13 protein-coding genes are annotated in these 22,250 nt (G+C 76.0%); 8 read left to right on the forward strand and 5 right to left on the reverse strand.

Annotation, left to right across the window (positions count from 1 at the left end; genetic code table 11):
- Positions 1 to 5 precede the first annotated feature (5 nt).
- Positions 6 to 1,637: a hypothetical protein gene (locus tag R3E88_01050; protein MEZ4215040.1), complete on the reverse strand. Its 1,632-nt coding sequence runs from the start codon at positions 1,635 to 1,637 to the stop codon at positions 6 to 8.
- A gap of 478 nt (positions 1,638 to 2,115) precedes the next feature.
- Here R3E88_01050 and R3E88_01055 point away from each other — a divergent pair, with 478 nt between their 5' ends.
- Genes R3E88_01055 through R3E88_01070 form a run of 4 tightly spaced genes read left to right on the forward strand, consistent with a single transcriptional unit; the run spans position 2,116 to position 6,681 of the window.
- Entirely contained in the window at positions 2,116 to 2,940 is an 825-nt protein-coding gene (locus R3E88_01055; GenBank protein MEZ4215041.1) for a transketolase, read from the forward strand.
- A complete protein-coding gene (locus tag R3E88_01060) occupies positions 2,937 to 3,857 on the forward strand; it encodes a transketolase (GenBank protein MEZ4215042.1) in 921 nt (306 codons plus the stop codon). The genes R3E88_01055 and R3E88_01060 overlap by 4 nt, the downstream gene beginning before the upstream one ends.
- Positions 3,854 to 5,968, forward strand: coding sequence for an NAD-dependent epimerase/dehydratase family protein (locus R3E88_01065; protein ID MEZ4215043.1), 2,115 nt, complete (start codon positions 3,854 to 3,856; stop codon positions 5,966 to 5,968). Before R3E88_01060 ends, R3E88_01065 begins: the two co-directional genes overlap by 4 nt.
- Complete coding sequence (locus tag R3E88_01070; GenBank protein ID MEZ4215044.1) at positions 5,965 to 6,681, forward strand: class I SAM-dependent methyltransferase; 717 nt, start codon at positions 5,965 to 5,967, stop codon at positions 6,679 to 6,681. The genes R3E88_01065 and R3E88_01070 overlap by 4 nt, the downstream gene beginning before the upstream one ends.
- A gap of 21 nt (positions 6,682 to 6,702) precedes the next feature.
- Here R3E88_01070 and R3E88_01075 read toward each other — a convergent pair whose 3' ends face one another.
- Complete coding sequence (locus tag R3E88_01075; GenBank protein ID MEZ4215045.1) at positions 6,703 to 8,133, reverse strand: sulfatase; 1,431 nt, start codon at positions 8,131 to 8,133, stop codon at positions 6,703 to 6,705.
- Positions 8,134 to 8,210: 77 nt separating this feature from the next.
- Here R3E88_01075 and R3E88_01080 point away from each other — a divergent pair, with 77 nt between their 5' ends.
- Entirely contained in the window at positions 8,211 to 10,520 is a 2,310-nt protein-coding gene (locus R3E88_01080) for a hypothetical protein (protein ID MEZ4215046.1), read from the forward strand.
- Here the strand turns inward: R3E88_01080 and R3E88_01085 are convergent.
- Positions 10,517 to 12,322 (reverse strand): hypothetical protein, encoded by a 1,806-nt coding sequence (locus tag R3E88_01085; protein ID MEZ4215047.1) that lies wholly within the window; start codon positions 12,320 to 12,322, stop codon positions 10,517 to 10,519. The two genes, R3E88_01080 and R3E88_01085, sit on opposite strands and share 4 nt — an antisense overlap.
- 474 nt (positions 12,323 to 12,796) lie before the next feature.
- Between R3E88_01085 and R3E88_01090 the strand changes: the two genes are divergently transcribed.
- Together R3E88_01090 and R3E88_01095 are read left to right on the forward strand one after the other, a co-directional pair.
- Positions 12,797 to 14,173: a sulfatase gene (locus R3E88_01090; protein MEZ4215048.1), complete on the forward strand. Its 1,377-nt coding sequence runs from the start codon at positions 12,797 to 12,799 to the stop codon at positions 14,171 to 14,173.
- A complete protein-coding gene (locus tag R3E88_01095; GenBank protein MEZ4215049.1) occupies positions 14,142 to 15,887 on the forward strand; it encodes a hypothetical protein in 1,746 nt (581 codons plus the stop codon). Before R3E88_01090 ends, R3E88_01095 begins: the two co-directional genes overlap by 32 nt.
- On the opposite strand, the gene R3E88_01100 is transcribed toward R3E88_01095, so the two are convergent.
- Both R3E88_01100 and R3E88_01105 read right to left on the reverse strand, forming a co-directional pair.
- Positions 15,888 to 18,347: a hypothetical protein gene (locus R3E88_01100; GenBank protein ID MEZ4215050.1), complete on the reverse strand. Its 2,460-nt coding sequence runs from the start codon at positions 18,345 to 18,347 to the stop codon at positions 15,888 to 15,890.
- A 28-nt stretch (positions 18,348 to 18,375) separates the two neighbouring features.
- On the reverse strand, positions 18,376 to 20,775 hold the full coding sequence (locus tag R3E88_01105; GenBank protein ID MEZ4215051.1) for a tetratricopeptide repeat protein: 2,400 nt from the start codon (positions 20,773 to 20,775) through the stop codon (positions 18,376 to 18,378).
- 566 nt (positions 20,776 to 21,341) lie between these two features.
- Between R3E88_01105 and R3E88_01110 the strand changes: the two genes are divergently transcribed.
- The gene (locus R3E88_01110) at positions 21,342 to 22,214 is read left to right on the forward strand and encodes a PEP-CTERM sorting domain-containing protein (protein MEZ4215052.1); all 873 of its coding nucleotides are present in this window, start codon (positions 21,342 to 21,344) and stop codon (positions 22,212 to 22,214) included.
- Positions 22,215 to 22,250 lie beyond the last annotated feature (36 nt).

The raw sequence follows: 22,250 nt of genomic DNA on the forward strand, positions 1-22,250 counted from the left end.
CGAGTCTAGCGGCGGTTCGGAGCGCGGCGGGGCCGGTATGCTCGGCGCGCCCCGGGCCGGCGACCGCGCGCGGCCGCGGCACCTCGTGGCGGGGAGCGCCGATGCACTGGCTCTGGATCGCGATCGAGCTCGCCGTCGAGACGCTCGCCGCCTGGACCGTCGCCGTGCACGCGTGCATGGTGACGGGCGCCGCGTCCTGGGTCGCGCGCCCGCTCTTCGCCGGGCTCCTCGCGGCGCTCCTCGTCGCGCAGCGCGGGCGCTTCGCGCGGGCGGCCGCGCGCGGGCGCGACCCGGGCGAGCGCGCCACCGCGCTCGCCGCACTCGCGATCGGCGCCGCGTTCGGCGCGCTCTCGCTCTGCCTCCTCACGCCGAGCGGCGACGACTTCGACTTCTTCCACCGCGCACTCTGGCAGCAGGGCCATCCGGAGGCGCCCTTCGCGTTCCACGACACCGCGTTCGCGGCGGAAGGGCTCGCGGCGATCTCGCCGCTCCACGCGATGACGACGTGGGAGCACGGCATCGCCGCGGTCGCCGACGTGCTCGGGCTCGACGCGCTCGGCGTCTACCACAACGGCGCGATCGTCGCGTCGCACCTCGTGCTCGCGAGCGTGCTCGTGCTGCTCGTGCGCGAGCTCGGCTTCGGTGTGCGCGCGGCCGCCGCGGGCGCGATCGCCGCGTTCGCCTTCCTCGCCGTCGACGATCCGGGCCTGCGCTCGTTCGGGATCGCCTGGCGCATGCTGTGGGTCGGCAAGATGGTGCAGTGGCTCGTGCTGCTGCCCGCGGCCCTGCTGTTCGCGCTTCGCTATGCGCGCGCGCCCTCCGCGCGCGCGCTCCTGCACCCGGCCCTGTGCGGCGCGTGCGCGATCGGCCTGAGCGGAACGGGTGTATTCCTGCTGCCCGGCGTCTTCGCCGCCGCTTCGGTCGCGATGCTCGCACGCACCGCGTTCGCGCCGCGCGCGCTCGCGCGCGCCGCGGCGCTGAACGCGGGCTCGCTCTACTGCGTCGGCGTCGCCGCGCTCGTGCTCGCGCGCGTGCTCGCGCCGCCCGACGACGTGCGCGCGTGGACCGAGCCCTTCCCCGATGCCTGGTGGGCCAACCTCGCGCTCACGTTCGGCCACGTTCCGGGCGCGCTGCGCAACGCCGTGCTCGCGGTCGCGGTGCCGGCGCTCGTGCTGCGCGGCGCACCGCGCCGCTTCGTCGTCGCCTACGCCCTCGCCCTCGTCGCGCTGTTCGCGAACCCGCTCACGGGCCCGCTGTGGCTGCGCGCCGCGCAGCCCGGCGCGTACTGGCGCGTGATGATGCTCTTCCCGGTTCCGCTCGGCGCCGCGCTCGCCGCCGCCGCGCTCGTCGAGCGGCCGCGCGCGCGCACGTCGCTCGCCGCCGCCGCGCTCGCAGTGGTCGCGACGTGCGTCGCGCGCGCGACGCCGCCGCGCGAGGGCATCGCGCTGACGCACCGCTTCGGCTGGAAGGCGCCGCTCGATGTGCGCCTCCCGCCCGACGACCTTCGCTTCCTCGCGCCGCTGCGCGGCGAGCTCGCCGGAAGGCGGCTGCTCGCCGGCCAGGGCATCGCGACGTCGGCCGCGCTGCTCGTGCCGTCGCTGCGGCTCGAGGCCGCTCGCTTCATGGATACGCGCCACGTGTTCGCGAACGCGGGCCGCGCCGAGGAAGGGCGGCTGCGGCTCGCGGCCTGGCGCTGGGCGAGCACGTGCGAGCCCGACGCGGCCGGCGCGCGCGCCGCCGCCGCGCTCGTGCGCGACGGCGTCGATGCGGTGATCGCGCGCGACTGCCGCGGCGGCCGCGCGCGCGCGCCGACGAGGAGGAGCGCGTGCTCGCGGCGGCGCGCGCGCCGGTGGGCGAGCGCGCGCCGTGGGTCGAGGTCGCGCGCGCGCACGGCTACGCGCTCTGGCTGCGGCGCTGACGCGGCCCGCGGCCGAGCGCGCGCGAGCGCTCCGCGAGCGCTCCGAGAGCGCGACACCCGCCGCGCGCTGCGCGCGCGCTGCCGCGCGGCTGCGCGCGGTGCGTGTGCGCGCGCGGGCGGCGCGGCCGCCGTTCCTCCGCATCGCGCCGCCGCGCGCTTCCTGCCCCGGCGCGCCACGGATAGACTCCGCCGTCCCGATGGGTGCCGAGATCGATCCGACGACCGCGCGCTCCCGCCGCCGCCGCCCCGACGCGCCGTTCGGCGAGCTCCGCCGCGAAGCGCGTCTGCGCCTCCTGCGCATGCACCACCGCGCCGGCGTCGGCCACATCGGCGGCAACCTCTCGGCGCTCGACGCGCTGCTCGTCCTCCACCACCGCGCGATGCGCGACGACGACGTGTTCGTGCTCGCGAAGGGCCACGCGGCGGGCGCGCTCTACGTCGCGCTCTGGTCGATCGGCGAGCTCGGCGACGAGGACCTCGACGCCTTCCACGGCGACGGCTCGATCCTCTCCGGCCACCCCGCGCCGAACGCGCTCGCGGGCGTTCCGGTCGCGACGGGGAGCCTCGGACACGGTCTGCCCGTCGCCGCGGGCATCGCGCTCGCGCGCAAGCTCGAGCGCGCGCCCGGGCGCGTCTTCTGCCTGTGCTCGGACGGCGAGTGGCAGGAGGGATCGAACTGGGAGGCGCTCGTCTTCGCGCACCGCCACGCGCTCGACGCGCTCGTCGTGCTCGTCGACGCGAACGGGCTGCAGGGGTTCGGCACGACCGAGGAGGTGGGCGGCATCGACGACCTGCCCGCGCGCCTGCGCGCGTTCGGCTTCGCCGTCGACGAGTGCGACGGCCACGACCCGGAGGCGATCGAAGCGCGGATCGCGCGCGAAGCGCCCGGCCCGCGCGCGATCGTGCTGCACACGGTGAAGGGCAAGGGCGTCTCGTTCATGGAGGACCGTCTCGAGTGGCACTACCTGCCGCTCGACGACGCGCTCTACGAGCGCGCGCGCCGCGAAGTGGAGGGCGCGTGAGGGACGCCGCCTGCCGCGCGTGGGTCGCGCTCGCGCAGCGCGCTCCGTTCGTGTTCCTGACGGGCGACCTCGGCTTCCGCGCGCTCGAGCCGCTGCGCGACGCGTTGGGCGAGCGCTTCGTGAACGCGGGCGTCGCCGAGCAGAACATGGTGTCGGTCGCGGCGGGCCTCGCGAGCCAGGGCCTCCAGGCCTGGGTCTACAGCATCGCTCCCTTCTGTTATGCGAGGCCCTACGAGCAGATCCGCAACGACGTCTGTCTGCACGGCTTCCCCGTGAAGCTCGTCGGGAACGGCGGTGGCTACGGCTACGGCGCGATGGGCGCCACGCACCACGCGCTCGAGGACTACGGCGTCCTGCTCGCGCTGCCGGCCATGGAGGCGTGGATCCCGGCGTTCGACGCCGACGTCGCACCCGCGATCGAGGCGCTCGCGCGCTCGGATCGCCCGGGCTACCTGCGGCTCGGCCGCTGCGAGGCGCCGCGCGGCGCGGCCGTTCCGCCGCTCGCGCCGCTGCGCCGGCTCGTCGACGGCGAGCGCGGCGTCGTCGTGTGCGCGGGGCCGCTCGCGGGCGGCGTGTGGGCCGAGATCGCGGAGCGCGATGCGTCGGCGCGCCCGGCGCTCTGGGTCGTCTCCCGGCTCCCGCTGCCCGACGCGGACGCGCTCCCCGACGCGCTCGTGCGCGACGTCGAGCACAAGGGCGGGCTGCTCGTGGCCGAGGAGCACGTCGCGAGCGGCGGGCTCGGCGAGGCGCTCGCGCGGCGGCTCCTCGAGCGCGGCGCGCGCGTTCCGCGCTTCGCGCACGCGTGCGCGCGCGGGTATCCGTCGGGGCGCTACGGCTCGCAGCAGTGGCACCGGCGCGAGTGCGGCCTCGACGCGGCGACGCTCGTCGCGCGCGCGGAGGAGATGGCGGCGCGATGACGACGGGGACGACGAGGGGCGACCCGGGCGCGGACGCGAACGCGGGCGTGCGGACCGCCGGCGCGACGGCGGGCGGCGCGCCGTCGTCCGCTCCCGACGCGGCGCTCGAGCGCAGGATCCTCGGCCTGCACGGCCCGATCCTCGTGCTCGGTGCGAGCGGCTTCGTCGGCGCGAACCTGCTGCGCATGCTGCTCGCGGTGCGGCGCGACGCGTACGGCACGGCGCTGCGCTTCCCGGCCTGGCGGCTCGAGGGACTGCCCGACGAGAACGTCGTCGCGACCGACCTGCTCGTGCCGTCGAACCTGCGCGCGCTGCTCGACCGCGTCCGCCCGCTCACCGTCTTCGACTGCGTCGCCTACGGCGCCTACTCGTACGAGCGCGATCCGCATCTCATCCACCGCACGAACGCGGTGTTCACCGTCGCGCTGGCGGAGGAGCTCGCCGCGCGCGGCATCCGCGCGCTCGTGCACGCGGGCTCGTCGTCGGAGTACGGCGGCGCCTCCGCGGCTCCGCCCGAGTCGCAGGCGCCGCTCCCGAACAGCCACTACGCGGCGTCGAAGGTCGCGGCCGCCGCGACGCTCGGGTTCATGGGGCGCGAGCGCGCGCTCCCGTGCGCCAACCTGCGTCTGTACTCGGTGTACGGGCCGTACGAGGACGCGTCGCGCCTCGTGCCGCAGCTCGTGCTCCGCGGCCTCGCGGGCGAGCTGCCGCCGTTCGTCGACCCCGCGATCTCGCGCGACCTCGTCTACGTCGACGACGCGTGCGAGGCCTTCGTCGACGCGGCGCTGCGTCTCGAGCCCGCGATCTACGGCGAGTCGTTCAACGTCGGGACGGGGACGTGCACGCGCATCGGCGAGGTCGCCGAGATCGCGCGCGCCGAGTTCGGCATCGCGGCCGCTCCGGTCTTCGACATGCCGCCGCGCGCGTGGGACCCGCGCACGGGCGGCGAAGGCGGCCCCGTCGACTGGGTGGCCGACCCGACGCGCGCCGCCGCCGCGCTCGGCTGGCGCGCGCGCACGCCGTTCGCGGAGGGGCTGCGGCGCACGCGCGCGTGGGTCGAGGGGCTCTCCGACCTCGACGCCTATCGCGCGTCCTCGAAGGCGTTCGGCCTCGAGACGGGCCACAGCGTGAGCGCCATCGTCGCCTGCTACAAGGACGCGCAGGCGATCCCCATCCTGCACGAGCGGCTCACCGCGACCTTCGAGAAGCTCGGCATCGACTACGAGATCGTCTTCGTCAACGACGGCAGCCCCGACGACTCCGAGGAGGTGATCCGCGCGATCAGCGCGCGCGACCGTCGCGTCACGGGCATCAGCCACTCGCGCAACTTCGGCTCGCAGGCCGCGTTCCGCAGCGGCATGGAGATCGCGACGAAGAACGCCTGCGTGCTGCTCGACGGCGATCTGCAGGACCCGCCCGAGCTGATCGAGGCCTTCGTCGCGAAGTGGCGCGAGGGGTTCGACGTCGTGTACGGGCGGCGCGTCGCGCGCGAGGCGCCCTTCGCGATGCGCGTGGCCTACAAGGCCTTCTACCGGCTCTTCGACCGCTTCTCCTACCTCGAGATCCCGCACGACGCGGGCGACTTCGCGCTGATGGACAAGCGCGTCGTGCGCGCGATGCTGCAGTTCCCCGAGCGCGACCTCTTCCTGCGCGGCGTGCGCGCCTTCGTCGGCTTCCGCCAGACGGGCGTCGACTACGTCCGGCCCGAGCGGATGTTCGGCCGCTCGACCAACAACCTGCTCCGCAACATCGGCTGGGCGAAGAAGGGCATCCTGTCGTTCAGCCGCGCGCCGCTCGACGCGCTGTCGACGGCGGGCGTGCTCGGTGTCGCGCTGTTCGGCCTGCTCGGCGTCGCGCAGTTCACGGCGAAGCTGCTCTTCCCCTCCGCCGCGCCGAAGGGCATCACGACCGTGCTGCTCGTGACGCTCTTCCTCGGCTCGCTCAACCTGCTCGCGATCAGCCTCGTCGGCGAGTACATCGCGAAGATCTTCGAGGAGGTGAAGCGGCGGCCGCACTTCCTGCGCCGCGCGATCGTGCGCGACGGCGAGGTGCGCGACGCCGGCGAGGTGCCGCGCGGTGCGGACGACGGCCCGGGGGGCCGCGCGCCGTGAGCGTGCGCGAGAAGAGCGTCGAGGCCTTCGAGGCCGACGTGCGCGAGCGCGACGGCTACGTCTACTCGACGTCCGACCAGCTCTCGTGCCGGCTGTCGTGCGCGCGCACGAGCCGCGCCGTGCTCGACTTCGCCGGTGCGCGCGGCCGGCGCGTCCTCGACGTCGGCTGCGGCGACGGCGTGTACACGCGCGAGCTGCTCGAGGCGGGGGCCGCCGAAGTGGTCGCGATCGACGCGGCCGCGGCCGCGCTCGAGTCCGCGGCGCGCCGCTGCGAGGGCTTCGCCAACGTCCGCTTCGAGCAGTGCGACGTCTACGCGCTCGAGCCGCCGCCCGAGCCGTTCGACGTCGCGGTCGTGCGGCTCATGCTCCACCACCTCTACGACGCGGAGGCCGCGGTCGCGCGCATCGCGGCGGCGGCGCGCGCCGTCGTCGTGGCCGAGCCGAACGGCAACAACCCGGTGCTGAAGGCGATCGAGCGTCTGTCGCCGTACCACGTCGCGCACGAGGAGAAGAGCTACGCGCCGCGGCGCATCGACCGCTGGCTCGCGCGCGCCGGGCAGCGCGTGGTGCGCCGCGAGTGGATCGGGCTCGTCCCGATGTTCTGCCCGGACGCGCTCGCGCGCGCGTGCAAGGCGGCCGAGCCGCTCGTCGAGCGCGCGCCCGGCCTGCGCGCCGTCGCGTGCGGCCAGTACGTCGTCCGATCCGAACGCTAGGCGAGGGAGTCCAGGCCGGCGTCAGTGCGCGTAGCCGAGCCGCTCGAGCATGGCGCGATCCTGCGGCCCGAGCTCCTGCCACGCGGCGTCCGCGACGTCGAGCTCCTCGCGGAAGCGCGCGAGCTCGTCGCCCATGCGGCGCCGGAGCGCGTCGTCGCCGCCCGCGCTCGCGGCCGCTCCGCCCGCGCCGCGGTCGAGCGAGCGCAGCTCGTCGCGCACGCGCCCGCCGCCGAGGTCGGTGCGCACGAGCACGTGTCCGTCCTCGACCCAGCCCCAGCGCTGCGTCGACGCGCCCATCAGCGTCGCGAGGTAGGCGCGCGCGGGGGCGCGGTCCGCGCCGGCTGCGAGCAGGTCGCGCCCCGCGCTGCGCGCGGGGAGCGGAAGGCCCGCGAGGCCCGCGAGCGTCGGCAGCAGGTCGACCATCGACGCAACGTCCGCGCGCCGCCCCGGCGCGAGGCCCGGCGCGCGCACGAGCAGCGGCACGCGCACGAGCGCGTCGCTCAGGAGCTCGCCGTGCGCGAACCAGTAGTCGTCCTCGCCGAGGCTCTCGCCGTGGTCGGCCGTGAAGACGACGCGCGCGTCGTCGAGCAGCCCGCGCGCGTCGACGCCGTCGAGCAGCGCCCCGATCTGCGCGTCGACGAAGGCGACCTCGCCCGCGTAGCCCGCGAGGTAGAACGCGGCGTCGTCGCGCCCGTCGACGACCTGGTAGCTCGGAATCGCGCCCATCGCGTTGATGCCGCCGGTCGGCAGCGTGCGGCTCCCGTTCCGCGTCGCGCGCGCGCGCGCGAGGTAGCGCTCGCGGAGCCCGGCCGGCGGCTCGTACGGCCCGTGCACGTCCTGGTAGTGCACCCACAGGAAGAGGCCCGCGTGCGGCGACGCGCGCAGCGCGTCGAGCACGGCGAGCGCGGCCGCGGTCGTGGCTTCGGCCGTGCGCTCGGGCTGGTCGCGGTTGCGCTCGCTCGTCGTGAACGCGTCGTCGTAGACGTCGAAGCCGATCTCCATCCCCGTGCCGCCGCGCAGCACGTAGTTGCTCACCGCCGCGCCCGTGCGCCAGCCCGCGATGCGCAGCATCTCGGCCACCGTGACCGAGCTCCCGCGGAAGGCGCTGCGGTTGGCGAAGATGCCGACCTCCTCGGGATACAGCCCCGTGTGCAGCGAGGCCATCGACGGCAGGGTGTACGAGGCCGGCGCGAACGCGGCGTCGAAGGCGACGCTCTGCGACGCGAGCGCGTCGATGCGGGGCGTGGCGCCGAGATCGCTTCCGTAGGCGCCGAGGTGGTCGGCGCGCAGCGTGTCGACCGTGACGAGCAGCAGCAGCGGCGCGCGCGCGCCGCGCCCGCAGCCCGGCAGGGCCGCCGCGAGCGCGAGCGACGCGACGAGCGCGAAGGCCCTCGCGGTGCGGCGCGCGCGGGACGAGGACGGAGGGCGATGGCGGAGCGGGCTCGGCGTCATGTGTGCGTGACGCGCGAGCATAGCCGCGACGCTACGCTGCCGCGTCGACCGCGACTCGCGGACCGGAGGAGCCGCCCTTGGCCTCGACGTCGCGCGCCGCGAGCGCGCTCGCGCTCGCCGGTGCGACGCTGCTCGCCTTCCTGGTGCGCGCCCTCCCCTTCGCCGACTTCCTCCACCGCGGCGTCGTCGCGTTCGCACCCGCCGACGCGATGTACCACGTGCGGCGCGCGTACTGGACGTTCGTCGGCTGGCCGTCGGTGCTCGCGTTCGACCCCTACGTGAACTACCCGGACGGCGCGCCGGTGCCGTGGTCGCCGCTGCCCGACGTGCTCGCGGGCACGATCGCGCGCATCGTGGCGCGCGACGACGCGGGCTTCGCGCTCGTGCTCGCGTGGTGGCCCCCGGCGGTCGGCGCGCTCGGAGCGATCCCCGTCTGGCTGCTCGCGCGCGAGGTCGCGTCGCGCGCGGTCGCGACCGCGGCCGTCGCGTTCTACGCGCTGCTCCCGATCAGCGTGCTCTACGGGCGCTTCGCGAACCCCGACCACCACGTCGCGGTCGCCGCCGTCGGCGCCTGCGTGCTGCTCGCGTGCGTGCGCCTCGCGCGTCCCGGGCTCGAGCGCGATCGCGCGCTCGCCGTACGCTCGGCGCTGGCGCTCGGCGTGGCGCGCGCCGCGCTGCTCCTCACGTGGCACGGGAGCCTGCTCTATCTCGCGTTCGCGGAGGCGTCGGTGCTGCTCGCCGGCGTGCTCGGGCGGCGGCGCGCGCTCTTCGCGGCGCACGCCGCGAGCGCGCTCGCGACGCTCGTGCTCGTGGCGCCGATCGTCGCCGCGCTCCCCGAGCCGCTCGGCGGCCCGTACTCGTCGATCGCGCTCTCGCGGCTGCACCTGCTCGCGATCGCCGCCGTGCTCGCGACGGCCGCGGCCGGCTGGCTCCACGCGCGCCGCGCGCCCGACGCGTCGCCCGTCGCGCGCGCGGGTGCGCTCGCGCTCGGGGCGCTCGTCTTCGCGGCGCTGCTCGCGCTCGCTCCCGCCGTGCGCGCGGGCCTCGAGCCCGCGTTCCGCTTCCTGACGATGACCGACGCGGCCGGCTCGCGGACGGCCGAGCAGTTCCCGCTCTTCGGCGGCGGCGGCGGCGCGATCGGCCGCGCGGGCGCGTCCGCGGCGAGCGGTCCGCTCCTCGTCTGGGCCGGCTATGCCCTCCTCCTCCCGCTCCTCCCGTTCGCGTTCGTCCTGCACGCGCGCCGCGGCGCACCGCCCGAGCGCCGCGCCGCGACGTGGATGCTCGCGGGCTGGTCCGCCGTCTTCGCCGCGCTCGCGATCGCGCAGCGCCGCTACGGCAACGATCTCGCGGCCGCCGCATCGGTCGGCTTCGCGCTCGGCGGCGCGCACCTCGCGCGCGCGCTCGCGAGCGCGCTCGAACGCGCGGGACAGCGGGCGCCGCGCGCGCGCCTCGCCGCGGGCGCCGCCGTCGCGCTCGCAGGCCTCGCGCTCTACGCGCCGGCGATCGGCGCGCTCTACCTGCCGTGGGCGCGCCGCGCGCTCGCGCACGCGCGGTCCGAGCCCGCTTCGCCGCCGCGCAACGCGGCGTGGGCCGTGACGCAGTTCGCATCCGCGGTGCGCGCGGCGACGCCGGAGACGAGCGGCTTCGCGCGCGCCGACGGCGCGCCGGAGTACGGCATCGTCGCGCACGCGAACCTCGGCCACGCCCTGCAGTGGGTCGCGCGGCGCGCGACGCCGACCGACCCGTTCTGGGAGTACATCGGGCCGGCGAACTGGAACCGCGCCTTCGAGCTGCTCGCGACGTCCGACGAGGCGCGCGCCGTCGCGCTCGCGCGCGAGCTCCGCGCTCGTTATGTCGTCGCGAGCCGCGGGCTGCGGCGCGGCGGGATGTCGGAGCGGCTCCACACCGACGACGGCGCGCCGCGCGGCGACGCGCCCGCGCTCGCACACTTCCGGCTGGTCGCGGAGGGGCCGAAGGGGGGCGTCGGCCTCCAGGACATGTTCGGAGGACGCGCCGCACCCGACGCCGTTCCGTACAAGCTCTTCGAGGTCGTCGAGGGCGCGGTGCTCGAGGTGGCCGCGCCGCCGTCGTCGCGCGTCGAGGTCGCGGTCGACGTCGCGACGCCGACGGGGCGCCGCTTCGCGTGGCGCTCGGCGACCGCGGCCGGCGCCGACGGCGTCGCTCGGCTGCGCGTCCCCTACGCGACCGGGTCGCCGCCGGCGGACGCTCCGTCGCCCGGAGCGGCCGCGCGCGCGGAGGGCCCGGTGCGCGTGCGCGTGGACGGCGTGGACGCCGGAGGGGTCGACGTGCCCGAGCGCGCCGTGCTGGGCGGCGAGCGCATCCCGCTCGCGCCCGCCGCGCGGGCCGCCGCGAGCGGGGCGAACTAACGAGCCTCCCGCGCCTCCGCGAGCGACCCCGACAGCGCCTCGACGCGGAAGCCGCGTCCGCGCTCGAGCGAGAGACGGTGCGGGCCCGCGAAGCGGACCGTGTAGAACGCGACCTCGCCCTCGCGGTCGCGGTACGCGCGGATCGCGGCGCGGTCGCCGAGCGCGCGCGCGGCGGCGAGCAGGTGGGGGCCGAATCCGAAGCGGTCCCACGCGGCGTCGTGCACGACGTAGCGGCGCGCGCCGTCGCCCTCGGTCGCCCAGACGCCCGTCGCGCGCACGCGCGGCTCGATCTCCCAGATGGGCTCGTCGAGCGCGGGGCCGCCCTGCGCGCGCGGGCGGGCCGCGAACGCGAGCGGAAGGTGGAAGCCCCAGTCGAGACTCGTCGCGCTCGCGCCGGGCTCGGCGTCGAGCTCGCGGCCGAGCTCGGCGAGCGCGTCGCTCCACCAGCCGCGACCGCCCGTGCGCGCGACGAGCTCGCGCGTCGCGGCGATCGAGCGCGTGTCGCTCGCGAGCACGGCGGCGAGGGCGAGCGCGGCGAGCGCGGCGTGCCCGCGGCCGCGGCGCGCGGCCGCGACGAGCGCGCTCGCGACCAGCACGTGCACGAGCGGCGCGAGGTTCAGCATGTGGTGCGCGCGCGTCGCGCCGCGCAGCGCGAGCATCGCGGCGGCGAGGGCGAGGCACGCGAGCGCGAGCGCGCCGCGGTCGGCCGTCGCGCGTCGTTCGCCGTCCGCACCGAGCCGATCTTCGTCGGTGGCGCGACGGGCTCCGTCGATCCCGCGCGCGCGCAGCGCGGCGACGAGCGCGGCGACGAGCGCGGCGGCCGTCGCGAGCGCGACCGCGACGCCGAGCAGTGTCGACGGCGCGTCCGCCGCCGCGAGCGCGTCGAAGCGGCCGCCCTGCTCCATCAGTCGGTGCACGTACGAGCCGTCGAGCGTCGTCGCGAAGGTGCGGATGCGCTCGGCGAGGTCGCCGCGCTCGCGCAGCTCGCCGAACGTGCCGAGGACGCGCGGCGCGTTCGCGATCATCGGCAGCGCGCCGAGCGCCGCGGCGCCGAGCGCGGCCGTCGCATCCGCGCGGCGCTCGCGCACGAGGCGCGCCGCGTCGCGCCCGCGGAAGGCGGCGATGCCGGCGGCGACGGCGAGCAGGACGAGCACCGAGTCGGCGCGGTTGTAGACCGAGAGGCCGAGCGCGAGGCCGCCGCCGACGGCGGCTGCGCGCCCGCCGTCCTGGGCCGAGCGCAGCAGCAGCGCCGCGCCCGCGGCGCGGCACAGCCACCCGGTCGTGAACGGCCCCCATTCCCACTGCGCGTGGAAGAAGACGCTCGGGTCGAGGGCGACGAGCGCGCCGGCGGCGATGGCCGCGTCGCGTCCGAACGCGCGCCGCGTCGCGAGCATCGTCGCGAGCAGCGCGGCGAGCGCGGTGGCGAGCGTCGCGCCGCGCACCGTCCCGACGCGCGATCCGAAGAGTGCGAGCGGCGCGATCTCGAGCTGGCTCTTGAGCGCCCCGAGGTAGGGGAGCGCGAACAGCGGGAAGCGCCGGCCGAGCAGATCGACGGACTGCGTGCCGGGCGGCATCGCGGCGTCGCGCGCGGGATCGACGAACAGCTGCGCCTGGCGCGCGAGCCAGGCCTCGTCGTAGTACATGCCGGGCGCGCCCGCGCCGCGCGCGAAGAGCGCGACGAGCAGCGCCGAGAGCGCGAGCCACGCGACGAGCACGGCGCGCGCGCCCTCGCCGCGCGCGCCCTCCGGCTCCCGCGCCGTGCCGGCCGCCCCCGACGCGCCGCTCGCGGCCCCGTTCTGCATCGCGCTCCTGGCTCGTCGGCCGCGCGGATCCGCGCGCTCCGCGTTCGTCGACACCGCGCTCCCCGCACGCCGCATGCGACCGCGCGCGCGCCGCGCGCCGACTGCGCCCGCTGCGCGGAGCGCGCGGCGACGGCGCAGGCTACACGACGCCGGCCGCATGCCGCTGTGCGCTATCGTCGCGCGCTCGCGCGGCCGCGCACGAACTCCGGGGGAAGCCTGTCGAGCATGCGCCGGACGACGATGCGCGCGACGACCTCGAGGCCCGCGACGCGGTGCGCGTCGTCGCCGTCGCCGCGGTTTGCCGCTTCGCGCCGCCCGCACCGCACCTCGCTCGCACGCGTTCGCTCCGCTGCGCGCCGCCGCGCGGTCGCGCCGGCCTCCGCCATCGCCGGGGTCGCGGCGTCGCTCGCCCTGCTCGCGGGCTGCGGCGATCGCGCGCCCGCGGCGCGCGTCGACCCCGCGCGGCCGCCCGTCGTGCTCGTCACCCTCGACACGACGCGCGCGGACCGTCTCGGGTGCTACGGCTACGAGCGCGCGACGAGCCCGCGGCTCGACGAGCTCGCGCGCGATGCGGTGCGGCACGCGCGCGCCTACTCGACGTCGAGCTGGACGCTCCCCGCGCACGCCTCGCTCTTCACCGGCGCCTACACGTACACGCACGGCGCGCGCTACGACGCGGACGGCCCGCTCGTGCTCGGGGACGCGATCGACCACGCGGGCGCGAAGCGCTATCGCGCGCGCGGCCTCGACCCGCGCCTCCCGACGCTCGCCGAGCGCTTCGCCGAAGCGGGCTACGCGACGGGCGGCTTCGTCGCCGGGCCGTGGATGAAGCGCGTCTTCGGGCTCGATCGCGGCTTCGCGCACTGGGACGACGACGGCATCGACCACGAGAACGGAAGGCGCGCGGACGCGTTGACGGACGCCGCGCTCGCATGGCTCGGCGAGCACGCGGACGAGCCCTTCCTGCTCTTCCTCAACTACTACGATGCGCACAGCCCGTACGACCCGCCGGCGAGTGCGCGCGACCGGTTCGCGGCCGACGTCGCGGGCGGCGGCGCGCTGCCGGGCCCGGGCGAGCCGATGACGCTCGCGCAGGCGAACGCGCTCTACGACGCGGAGATCGCCTTCGCCGACGAGCACCTCGGCCGGCTCCTCGACGCGCTCCGCGAGCGCGGCCTCTACGACGGCGCGTGGATCGTCGTCACGGCCGATCACGGCGACGTGCTCGGCGAGCACGGGAAGCTCGGGCACGGCCGCTACCTGTGGGAGGAGGAGATCCGCATCCCGCTGCTCGTGAAGCGGCCGGGCGCGCGCGGCGCGGGCTCGACCTCCGATGCGATCGCGCAGATCAACGACGTGGCGCCGATGCTCGTGCGCGAGCTCGGTCTCGCGCCGCTCGCGGGCGGGGGCGGCCCGCTCGCGCGCGCGGACGACGCGGCGCTGGCGGAGCTCTACCCGCTCCCGTTCCTGTTCGCGAAGGGCGACTGGCGTGCGCTCGTCGTCGGCCGCGACAAGCTCATGTGGAACGGGCGCGGGCGGCACGCGCTCTACGACCTCGCGTCTCCCGAGGGCGAGGACGCGAACCGCGCCGACGCGGAGGTCGGCCTGCGCGACGCGCTGCTCGCGCGCCTCGACGCGCTGCTCGCGACGCTCGCACCGGCGCCCGCGCTCGCGCCGGCGGACGTCGCTCGCTCGCGCGCCGTCGACGACGCGACGCGCCGCGCGCTCGAGGGGCTCGGCTATCTCGACGAAGGGGACGAAGGCGGCGAAGGCGACGGCCGCGGCGAAGGCGAGCGCGATCGCGAGGCAGGGCGTCGGGATGGCGAAGCGCACGCCGACGACGCGCGCTGATCGGCGCGCCGGCGCCGGCGCCGCGGTCGCGCTCGCCTTCGCGGCGCTCGCGTTCGCCGTCTACGCGCCCGCGCTGCACGCGCCGTTCTTCTCCGACGATCTCCACTACGTGCAGGCGAACGCGTACGTGCAGACGCCGAGCCTCGCGAACGCGCGCGCGATCTGGTCGCCCGTCGGCCCCGTCGTCGGGATCGTCGAGAACTACGCGCCCGTGCACCTCTCGCTGCACGCGCTCGCCTGGCAGGCGTTCGGCGCCGACGTCGTCGGCCACCACGCGCTCAACGTCGCGATGCACGTCGTCGCCTCGCTGCTGCTCGTGCAGTGGCTGCGGCGCTCGGGGGTCGCGAGCCGCGCGGCCGTCGCGCTCGGCGCCGTCTTCCTCGTGCACCCGGCGAACGTGGAGGCCGTGGCGTGGATCTCGCAGGTCAAGACGACGTCGGCGCTCGCGCTGGCGCTGGCCGCGCTGCTCGCGCACCGCGCGCGCCCCGTGCTCGCGCTCGCGTGCTTCGCGCTCGCGCTGCTCGCGAAGCCGACCGCCGCCGTCGCGCTGCCGGTCGCCGCGCTCGCGCTCGTGCTCGAGCGCGCGCGGGGCGCACGGGCCGCTCCCGAGGACGGCGCGCGCGGGCTCGCCGCACTCGCGCGCGACCCGGCCGCCCGCTGGCTCGTCGCCTGGAGTGTGGTGTTCGCGGCGTTCGCCGCGGCCGAGCTCGCCGCCTACTTCGCGACGGCGGGTAGCGCCGCACACGGCCCGAGCGACGCACTCGTGCGGGTCCGCAGCGCGTTCGCGTCCGTCGCGAGCTATGCGCGGATGGTCGCGACGGGCACCGGGCTCGCGGTCTTCCACGACCCCGATCCGGCGACGAGCGCGCTCGATCCGCGCTGGCTCGGCGGGCTCGCCGTCGTCGCCCTCGCGGGCTGGCGCGTCGCCGCGAGCGCGCGCGCTCGCTCGAACGAGCTGCTCGGCTGGACGTTCGCCGCCGTGTCGTTCGCGCCCGTCTGCGGCGCGATCGCGCTGCCGCACGCGATCGCCGATCGCTATGCGTACTTCCTGCTCCCCGGCGTCCTGCTCGCGGCGGGCGTGCTCGCGACGCGCAGCGGTCTCGCCGCGCGGCGCGCGTCCGCGTGGGTCGCGGCCGCGGTCGTCGTCGCGTTCGCATCGCTCGCGTTCGCGCGCGCGCGGCTGTGGGCCGAGCCGGAGCTCCTCGTCGCGGCGAGCGAGGCGCGCTATCCGCGCGGCGAGGTCGCGCTGCTGCGCGGCGCGCGCCGCGCGGCGCTCGCGGGCGACGCCGGGGCCGCCGTCGACGGCGTGCGCGCCGCGATGGCGCGCGGCTACGACCGCCTCGACGCGCTGCTCGCCGACCCCGCCTATCGCGCGCTGCGCGGCGACGCGCGCTTCGACGCGCTCGTCGCCGAGCTCGCGCGCGGGCAGATCGAACGCGCGCGCGCGCGCGGCGCGCGCGCGCAGTCCGACCTGCGCGTCATCGGCCAGGCGCAGTGGATCCTCGGCGAGCGCGACGCGGCACTCGCGTCGCTTCGGGCGGCGCTCGAGCGGCCCGGCCCCTACGTGGACGCGATCCGCGCGGAGGTCGCGGCGCTCGAGCGCGAGGCGCGGATCGAAGCGGCGCGCGCGCGCCGCGGCGGTAGTGATGGCGACGACGAAGGAGATCGCGGAAGCGGCAGCGACGCCGCTCCCGACGACCGCGCCCCGCGCTAGCTAGATCTGGCCGCGCAGCGCCGCCAGCTCCTTGCGCGCGGCCGCGGCGTCGGGGAAGTCCTCGCCGAGGTCGAGCGCCGCGGCGAAGGCCTGCTCGGCCTCCGTCATGCGCTCGAGCTTCGAGAGCGCGAGGCCGAGGTGGTAGTGGATCTCGGCGCGCGGCTGGCCGCGCCGCTCCGCGATCGCGAGCGCGCGCCGGAACTGGTCGGCGGCCTTCTCCGCGTCGTCCTTGCGCAGCAGCACGAAGCCCAGCGTGTCGACGACACCCGCCTCTTCGGGGAGCGCCTCGGACGCCTGTCGCGCGAGCAGCAGCGCGCGGTCGAGGTCGCTGTGCGCCTTCGCGAGCAGGAACGCGAGGTCGTTCTTGAGGATGGGCAGGTCGACGCCGCCCGAGAGCGCCTGCTCGTACGAGTAGCGCGCCATCGCTTCGTTCCCGACGCGGTAGTAGAGGCGGCCCATCAGCCCCTGCCGCGAGGCCGGGAGCTCGAGCGACGGCGTGTCCTTCGTCATCTCCGTGATCGCGCGCGACGCGTCCTCCTTCGTCGGGTGGAGCTGCACGGCGAGCTCGAGCGCGCCCGCGAGCTTCGGCTCGACGTCGAGCACCTCGACGACGGTCGCGCGCGCTCCCTCGATGTCGCCCTTCGCGGCCTCGATGCGCGCCTGCAGGAGCAGCACGGGGCCGAGCGGGTTGCCGTGCTCGCGCGCGAATGCGACCGAGCGCGCGACCGGCGCCAGCGCGCGCTCGGGCGTCCCGGCGGCGCTCTCGAACGCGACGAGGGCCTCGAGCAGCTCGGGCGAGTTCGGGGCGTCGGCGAGCGCGCGCGCGAAGCCGCCGCGCAGCCGCTCGCGTTGCGCGGGCGCGCGGCCCTCGCGCGCGAACAGCTCGAGCACCGCGGTCTGCGGCGGGTCCGGGAGGTCGACCACGTTCTCGAGGATGCGCCGCCCGACGGCCGGGGCCGCCGTCTCGTAGAGGCAGCGCGCATAGAGCGCGCGCTCGAGCGGCGCGAGCGCGGCGCGGCGCTGCACGCGCTCGAAGAGCTGTCGCGCCTTCGCGTAGGCGTGGTCGTCGTGGAGCGCGCGCGCGAGCTTGCGCAGCGTGAGGAGGTCGGGCTCCTTCGAGAGCGCGACGATGCGCTCGAGCGCCGCGCGCGCGCCGCTCGCGTCGCCCGCCATCGCGTGGGCGTCGGCGAGCACGCGCTGCGCCTGCAGGTTCTCGTCGGCGCCGGGCAGCTCGGCGAGCACCTGGAGTGCGAGCTCGGGCCGTCGCGAGCGCAGCCAGCCCCACGCCGTCATGACGGCCGTCTCGGGCGAGTCCGGGAAGCGCGCCTGCAGCTTCGCGATCGTCTCGAGCGACGCCTTGTGCCGGCCCAGCATGCTCTGATGGCGCGCGATCTCGGCGAGCAGCGTGGCGTCGTCGAGGCCGCTCTCGAGCTTGCTCTCGAGGTACGGGATCGACTTGCGCATGCCGCGCTTGCGCCGCACGAACTGCGCCATCCGCACGTAGGGCTCCGTCTCGTCGGGGAAGCGCGCGATCAGCCGCTCGTAGACGAGCGCCGGGCGGCGGTCGGTGGCCGCGTACAGGGCGGCCAGCTCCTCCCAGCTCTCGTAGCGGTCGGGGACGAGCTCGATCTTGCGCTCGAGCGCCCACTCCGAGAGCGCGGGCCGGTGATCGCGCTCGCCGAGCTCCTGCGCGCGTTCGAGGATCTCGAACTCCTCGCGCGGGAGATCGAGCGCGCGCAGCCTCTCGCTCGCTTCGCGCAGCGCGGCCTCGCCGTCGTCCGCGTGGCCCGGCCACGCGCTCGCGATCCGCGCGCGCTCCGCGAGCGCGCGCCACGCCCGGTCGGGGTCGAGCTCCGCATAGCGAGCGAGCTGCGCGAGCGCGTCCTCGAAGACGGAGTCGGGCGGCGTCTCGCCGTTGATCACGAAGTCGCGGATCAGCGCCGTCTTCGCGCGCGCGAGCTGCCAGTGCGCCTGCGGCAGCGACGGCTCGAGCTCGACGGCGCGCTCGGCGTGCTCGATCGCGGCGAACGGCTCGACGTCGGCGAGCGCGAGCTCGGACTGACCGATCGGCCCCCACGCGCTCCCGGGCGCGCGGTCGACGACGTCGGCGACGAGGGCGCGCGCTTCGTCGCGATCCTCGTCGAGCTGCAGCGAAGCGAGCCCGATCGCGGCCTCGTAGCGCGTGGGATCGATGCGCCACGCCTCGCCGAAGTAGAAGCGCGCGTCGGCGAGGTCGCCCTTCAGGACGAGGAGTGCGCCGATGCGCTCGCACACGTTCGCGTCGTCGGGCGCGAGCTTGAGCGCGCTGTTCAGGTCGATCAGCGCCTCGTCGAGGCGGCCCGCGGCGAGGTGCTCCTCCGCCTGCGCGACGTGCGCGGCGGCGCGGTCGCTGCCGCTCCCGCAGCCGGCGGAGGCCGCGAGCGCGCCCGCCAGGCAGGCGGCCGCCGCGGCGGTGCGCATCGCTCGCATCCGCATCACGACGCGCGCGCTACAGCAGCTTCTCGAGGCGCGAGATCTCGGCGGTCGCGGCGGCCGCGTCGGCGAAGCCGTCCTTCGCGACCGCGCGGCGCAGCGTCGCGATGGCGTCGGTCGTCGACCCCTGCTGCGCGAGCGCGAGCCCGAGGTGGTAGAGGCGCGACGGCGACTCGCCGTGCTGCTCGATGGCGCGCTGGAAGACCGTGACCGCGGTGTTCGCCTCGCCGCGCTTGAGGTGCACCCAGCCGAGCGTGTCGCTCGTGACGGGCCCCGGCGCGACGCGCGCCGCTCGCCCGGCGAGCTCGAGCGCGAGGTCGAGGTCGCCGCCGCTCTCCGCGAGCAGGAACGCGAGGTCGTTGCACGCGCCCGCGTTCGCGGGCGACACCTCGACCGCCTTGCGCAGCCGTGCGATCGCGTCCTCGCGGTCGCCGAGCGCGAGCGTCGCCTGCGCGCCGCGGTAGAGCAGCTCGCCGTCGTGCGGGTCGAGCTCGGCCGCGCGATCGAACGCGGCGCGCGCCTCCGCATAGCTTCCCGACGCGAGCGCGACGCTGCCGAGCCCCTCGTGCGCGCTCGCGAGCTCCGGGTCGAGCGCGGCGGCGGCCTCGAAGGCGGCCTTCGCGTCGGCGACGCGTCGCTCGCGGAGCAGCACGCGGCCCTCGAGGTCGCGGAGCGCGGCCGTCTCGCCGGCGGCGATCTCGCGCCGGACGAGTGCGAGCGCGTCGCCCGAGCGGCCCGCGTCGATCAGGTCCCCGACGAGGGCGCGCAGGAGCTCCGGGCTCGCGGCGGCCTCGCGCGAGTCGCGGCGCGCCGCCTCGAGCTGCGCGATGGCGGCCGCCGGGCCGTCCCGGTGCGCGGCGAGGTTCGCGAGCTCGATGCGCGCGACGACCGCCTGGCCCGGTCGGCGCTGCAGGTCCTCGAGCGTCTTCTGCGCCGCGTCGAGCTTGCCCTCGGCGATCGCCGAGCGCGCGGAGATCACGTGGGCCTCGGGGCCGCCGAAGGGCCGCGACTGGATCTGGCGGTTCGCGAAGTCGAGCGCGGCCGGGTACTCGGCGTTCGCGTAGTGGATCTGCGCGAGTCGCAGCGCGGCGTCGCTGCGCTTCTCGTCGTTGCGCACGGCCTCGCGGAACTCGGCGCGCGCGCGCGTCTCGTCGCCGAGCTGCTCGGCGGCGAGGCCGGCGAGGTAGCGCGCGCCCGCGTTGTTGGGCCAGCGCCGCATGCCCTGCTCGAACAGCGCGAGCGCCTCCTTCGGCTTGCCCTCCGAGAGCGCGATGCTGCCGTTCAAGAGCTGGGCGTAGGCGGGCTCGGAGAGCTCGCTCGCGATCTCGCGCGCGCGGTCGAGGTCGCCCTCGGCCACGAGCAGGTCGGCGAGCTCGAAGCGCATCGCCTCCGACGCGTTCGGCATGCGCTCCATCGCCTGCTCGAGCGCCTGCCGCGCGAGCGCGTGCTCGCCCGTGCCGCGGCGGAAGTTGCTCATGGCGCGCCACGCGTCGGCCGTGTCGAAGAGCTCGACCATCTCGGTCATCACCGCGGTCGCGCCCGCGACGTCGCCCTTCATCAGGAGCAGGTCCGAGAGCCGCACGCGCAGCGACGGGTCCTCGGGCGTCTCCTCGACGGCCGCGCGCCACAGCGCCGCGGCGTCGTCGATGCGACCGGTCGCGACGAAGAACTCCGAAGCGTGCGAGCGCACCTCGGGGTTGCTCGGGAAGCGCTCGAGGCAGTCGCGCTGCACGGCGAGCGCTTCGTCGTCGCGCTCCGTCTTCGCGTAGAAGAACACGAGTGCCGCGCACGAGCCGGCGGCGAGCGACGGGTCGCTCTGCTCCTGCGCCATGTCGCGCAGCGCGATCTGCAGCTGCTCGGCGTCGTCGAAGCGCTCGAGGTCGATCAGCGCTCCCGTCTTGAGCGAGATGGCGCGGAGGTCCTTCGCGTCGAGCTCGAGCAGGTGGTCGGCGTCGACGAGCGCGTCCTCCGGCTTCGCCGACGAGAGGTTGCCCTGCGCGCGGCTGTAGAGCGCGGGCTTGTTGTCGGGGTCGATCGCGAGCACGCGGTCGGCCGCGCGCACGGCTTCGGCGTAGTCCTCGGTGCCGAGCAGCGTCGTCGCGAGCAGGATGCCGGCGGGCAGCGCGTACTGCTCGGCCTCGGCGGCCTTGTTGAGCGGCCAGATGGCGAGGCTGCGCCGGCCCGTCTGCACGAGCGCGAGACCGAGCCGGAAGTTGACCTCGGGGTTCGAGGCGTTCGTCGTCACGAGGCCGCGCAGCGGCTCGATCGACTCCTCGAACTTCCCCGCCTCCTGGAGAGTGCGGATCTCGGCGAGCCGCGACTCGAGATCGCCTCCGCAGGCGAGGCTCGTCGCGAGCGCGAGGCCGGCGAGGAGGTGGGAGATGCCGACGCGACGGGGGGTGCGGCCTCGGGACATAGCTTCGGGAGCCTCCGGATGGACGAGGTCGCGGGCGGGGGGTGCGCGGGGGCTCGCTGCCCTCGTCGCGCGCGTCGCGGCGACCGAACCTCTCTCGATCCCATTCGAGGGGGCCGGGATCGTAATGCGAACCCCGTGCCCCACCAAACGTTCGCGGAGCTCTCGCTCCGGTGGGCGTGGGTGTCCCGGCGCGCGCGGAAAGTGAAGAAATCTCGCCGGGATCCTCGGCGGGGCGGCGGCCCGATCGACGCTCGGGGGAATCCGGATTCCGTCGAGTGGAAAAGTTTTCTCCCGAGCTGCGGTCGGAGCGGCCACGCAGGGTGGGGGGAGATATGGAAAATCGTTCGATATCAGTGACTTGGGGGCCTCGTGCGGGGGGTGCCCCCCTGGCACCGGGCTTGCACCTACCGCCGTCGATCGTCCCGCGTGCCGGCGCGGATCGAGCCGATCGGCTCGACACCGGTGGCAGGCGGGGCGGCATCGTCAACCAGAGGGAAGCTGAGACCATGAGATTAGTTGCATTAGTTGCTACGGCCCTGCTGGTCGCGGGGAGCGCGTCTGCGAACGTGTTCGACCCGGCCGGCAGCTTCCTCGACATCCGCATCGGCGGTCTCGCCGGTAAGCCCCTCCAGGGCAACGCGCAGGCCACCGGCCGCGCGGTGCTCACGGGCGGCGCGGGTTCCGAGGTCATCGCAGAGGCTGGTATGGGAATGGGTCAGCCCAATCTCTTCCAGTCGTTCCAGTTCAGCCCCGGTGCGAACTTCTTCACCGGCACGCCGAACATCACCGACCTGTTCCTGACGGTCCAGAACGGCACGGGCACCTTCACGCAGGGTGGCACGCGCGGCTCGTTCCAGGGGAACACCTTCTGCGCGGCGGGCTGCTTCGGCGGCACGGCCCCGCTCAAGGGTCAGTCGGTCGTCGAGATCCTGGGCTTCCTCAACGCCCCCGTTCCGCTCAGCGCCGTCGGCGCCGGCGGCACCGCCACGTCGTTCATCGGCGCCATCCCGGCGACGATCATCGTCGAGGGTGCGCAGTGGGGCACGGGCTCGGTCCAGATCACGAACATCGCCACGAACATCATCTCGATCACGAGCGGTCCGCGCGCGGGTCAGACGGGCATCGGCTTCACCCTCCAGGTGACGACGCACGAGGACTCGGTGCCGACGCCGAGCGGTGAGAATGGTGTGACGGTGGTGACGGTCGCCGGTACGACCTCGTTCTCGCCCACGACCCCGGCCACGGGGACGGCGGGTGTCAACCAGGTCGCCCTGATCTCGCCGGTTCACATCAACGTGTCCGACCTCACCAACAACCCGCCGATCCCGGGTCTCGCGGTGCAGGTGCTGCGCTACGTCCCCGAGCCGGGCACCATGCTCCTGCTCGGTTCGGCCGTGGCGGGCCTCCTGGTCGTCGGCCGCAAGCGGATGAAGCGCTAGAGGGTCTTCGGACCTGGCGCTGCATCTGCGGCATCC

It is taken from the genome of Myxococcota bacterium (assembly GCA_041389495.1).
Lineage (GTDB): Bacteria > Myxococcota_A > UBA9160 > UBA9160 > UBA4427 > JAWKRT01.

Bases quoted from the DNA above. Each gene is read 5' to 3' on its own strand.
- R3E88_01055 (MEZ4215041.1), top strand. From the start codon at position 2,116: ATGGGTGCCGAGATCGATCCGACGACCGCGCGCTCCCGCCGCCGCCGC.
- R3E88_01065 (MEZ4215043.1), top strand. From the start codon at position 3,854: ATGACGACGGGGACGACGAGGGGCGACCCGGGCGCGGACGCGAACGCG.
- R3E88_01075 (MEZ4215045.1), bottom strand. From the start codon at position 8,133: ATGACGCCGAGCCCGCTCCGCCATCGCCCTCCGTCCTCGTCCCGCGCG.
- R3E88_01085 (MEZ4215047.1), bottom strand. From the start codon at position 12,322: ATGCAGAACGGGGCCGCGAGCGGCGCGTCGGGGGCGGCCGGCACGGCG.
- R3E88_01095 (MEZ4215049.1), top strand. From the start codon at position 14,142: ATGGCGAAGCGCACGCCGACGACGCGCGCTGATCGGCGCGCCGGCGCC.
- R3E88_01100 (MEZ4215050.1), bottom strand. From the start codon at position 18,347: ATGCGCACCGCCGCGGCGGCCGCCTGCCTGGCGGGCGCGCTCGCGGCC.
- R3E88_01105 (MEZ4215051.1), bottom strand. From the start codon at position 20,775: ATGTCCCGAGGCCGCACCCCCCGTCGCGTCGGCATCTCCCACCTCCTC.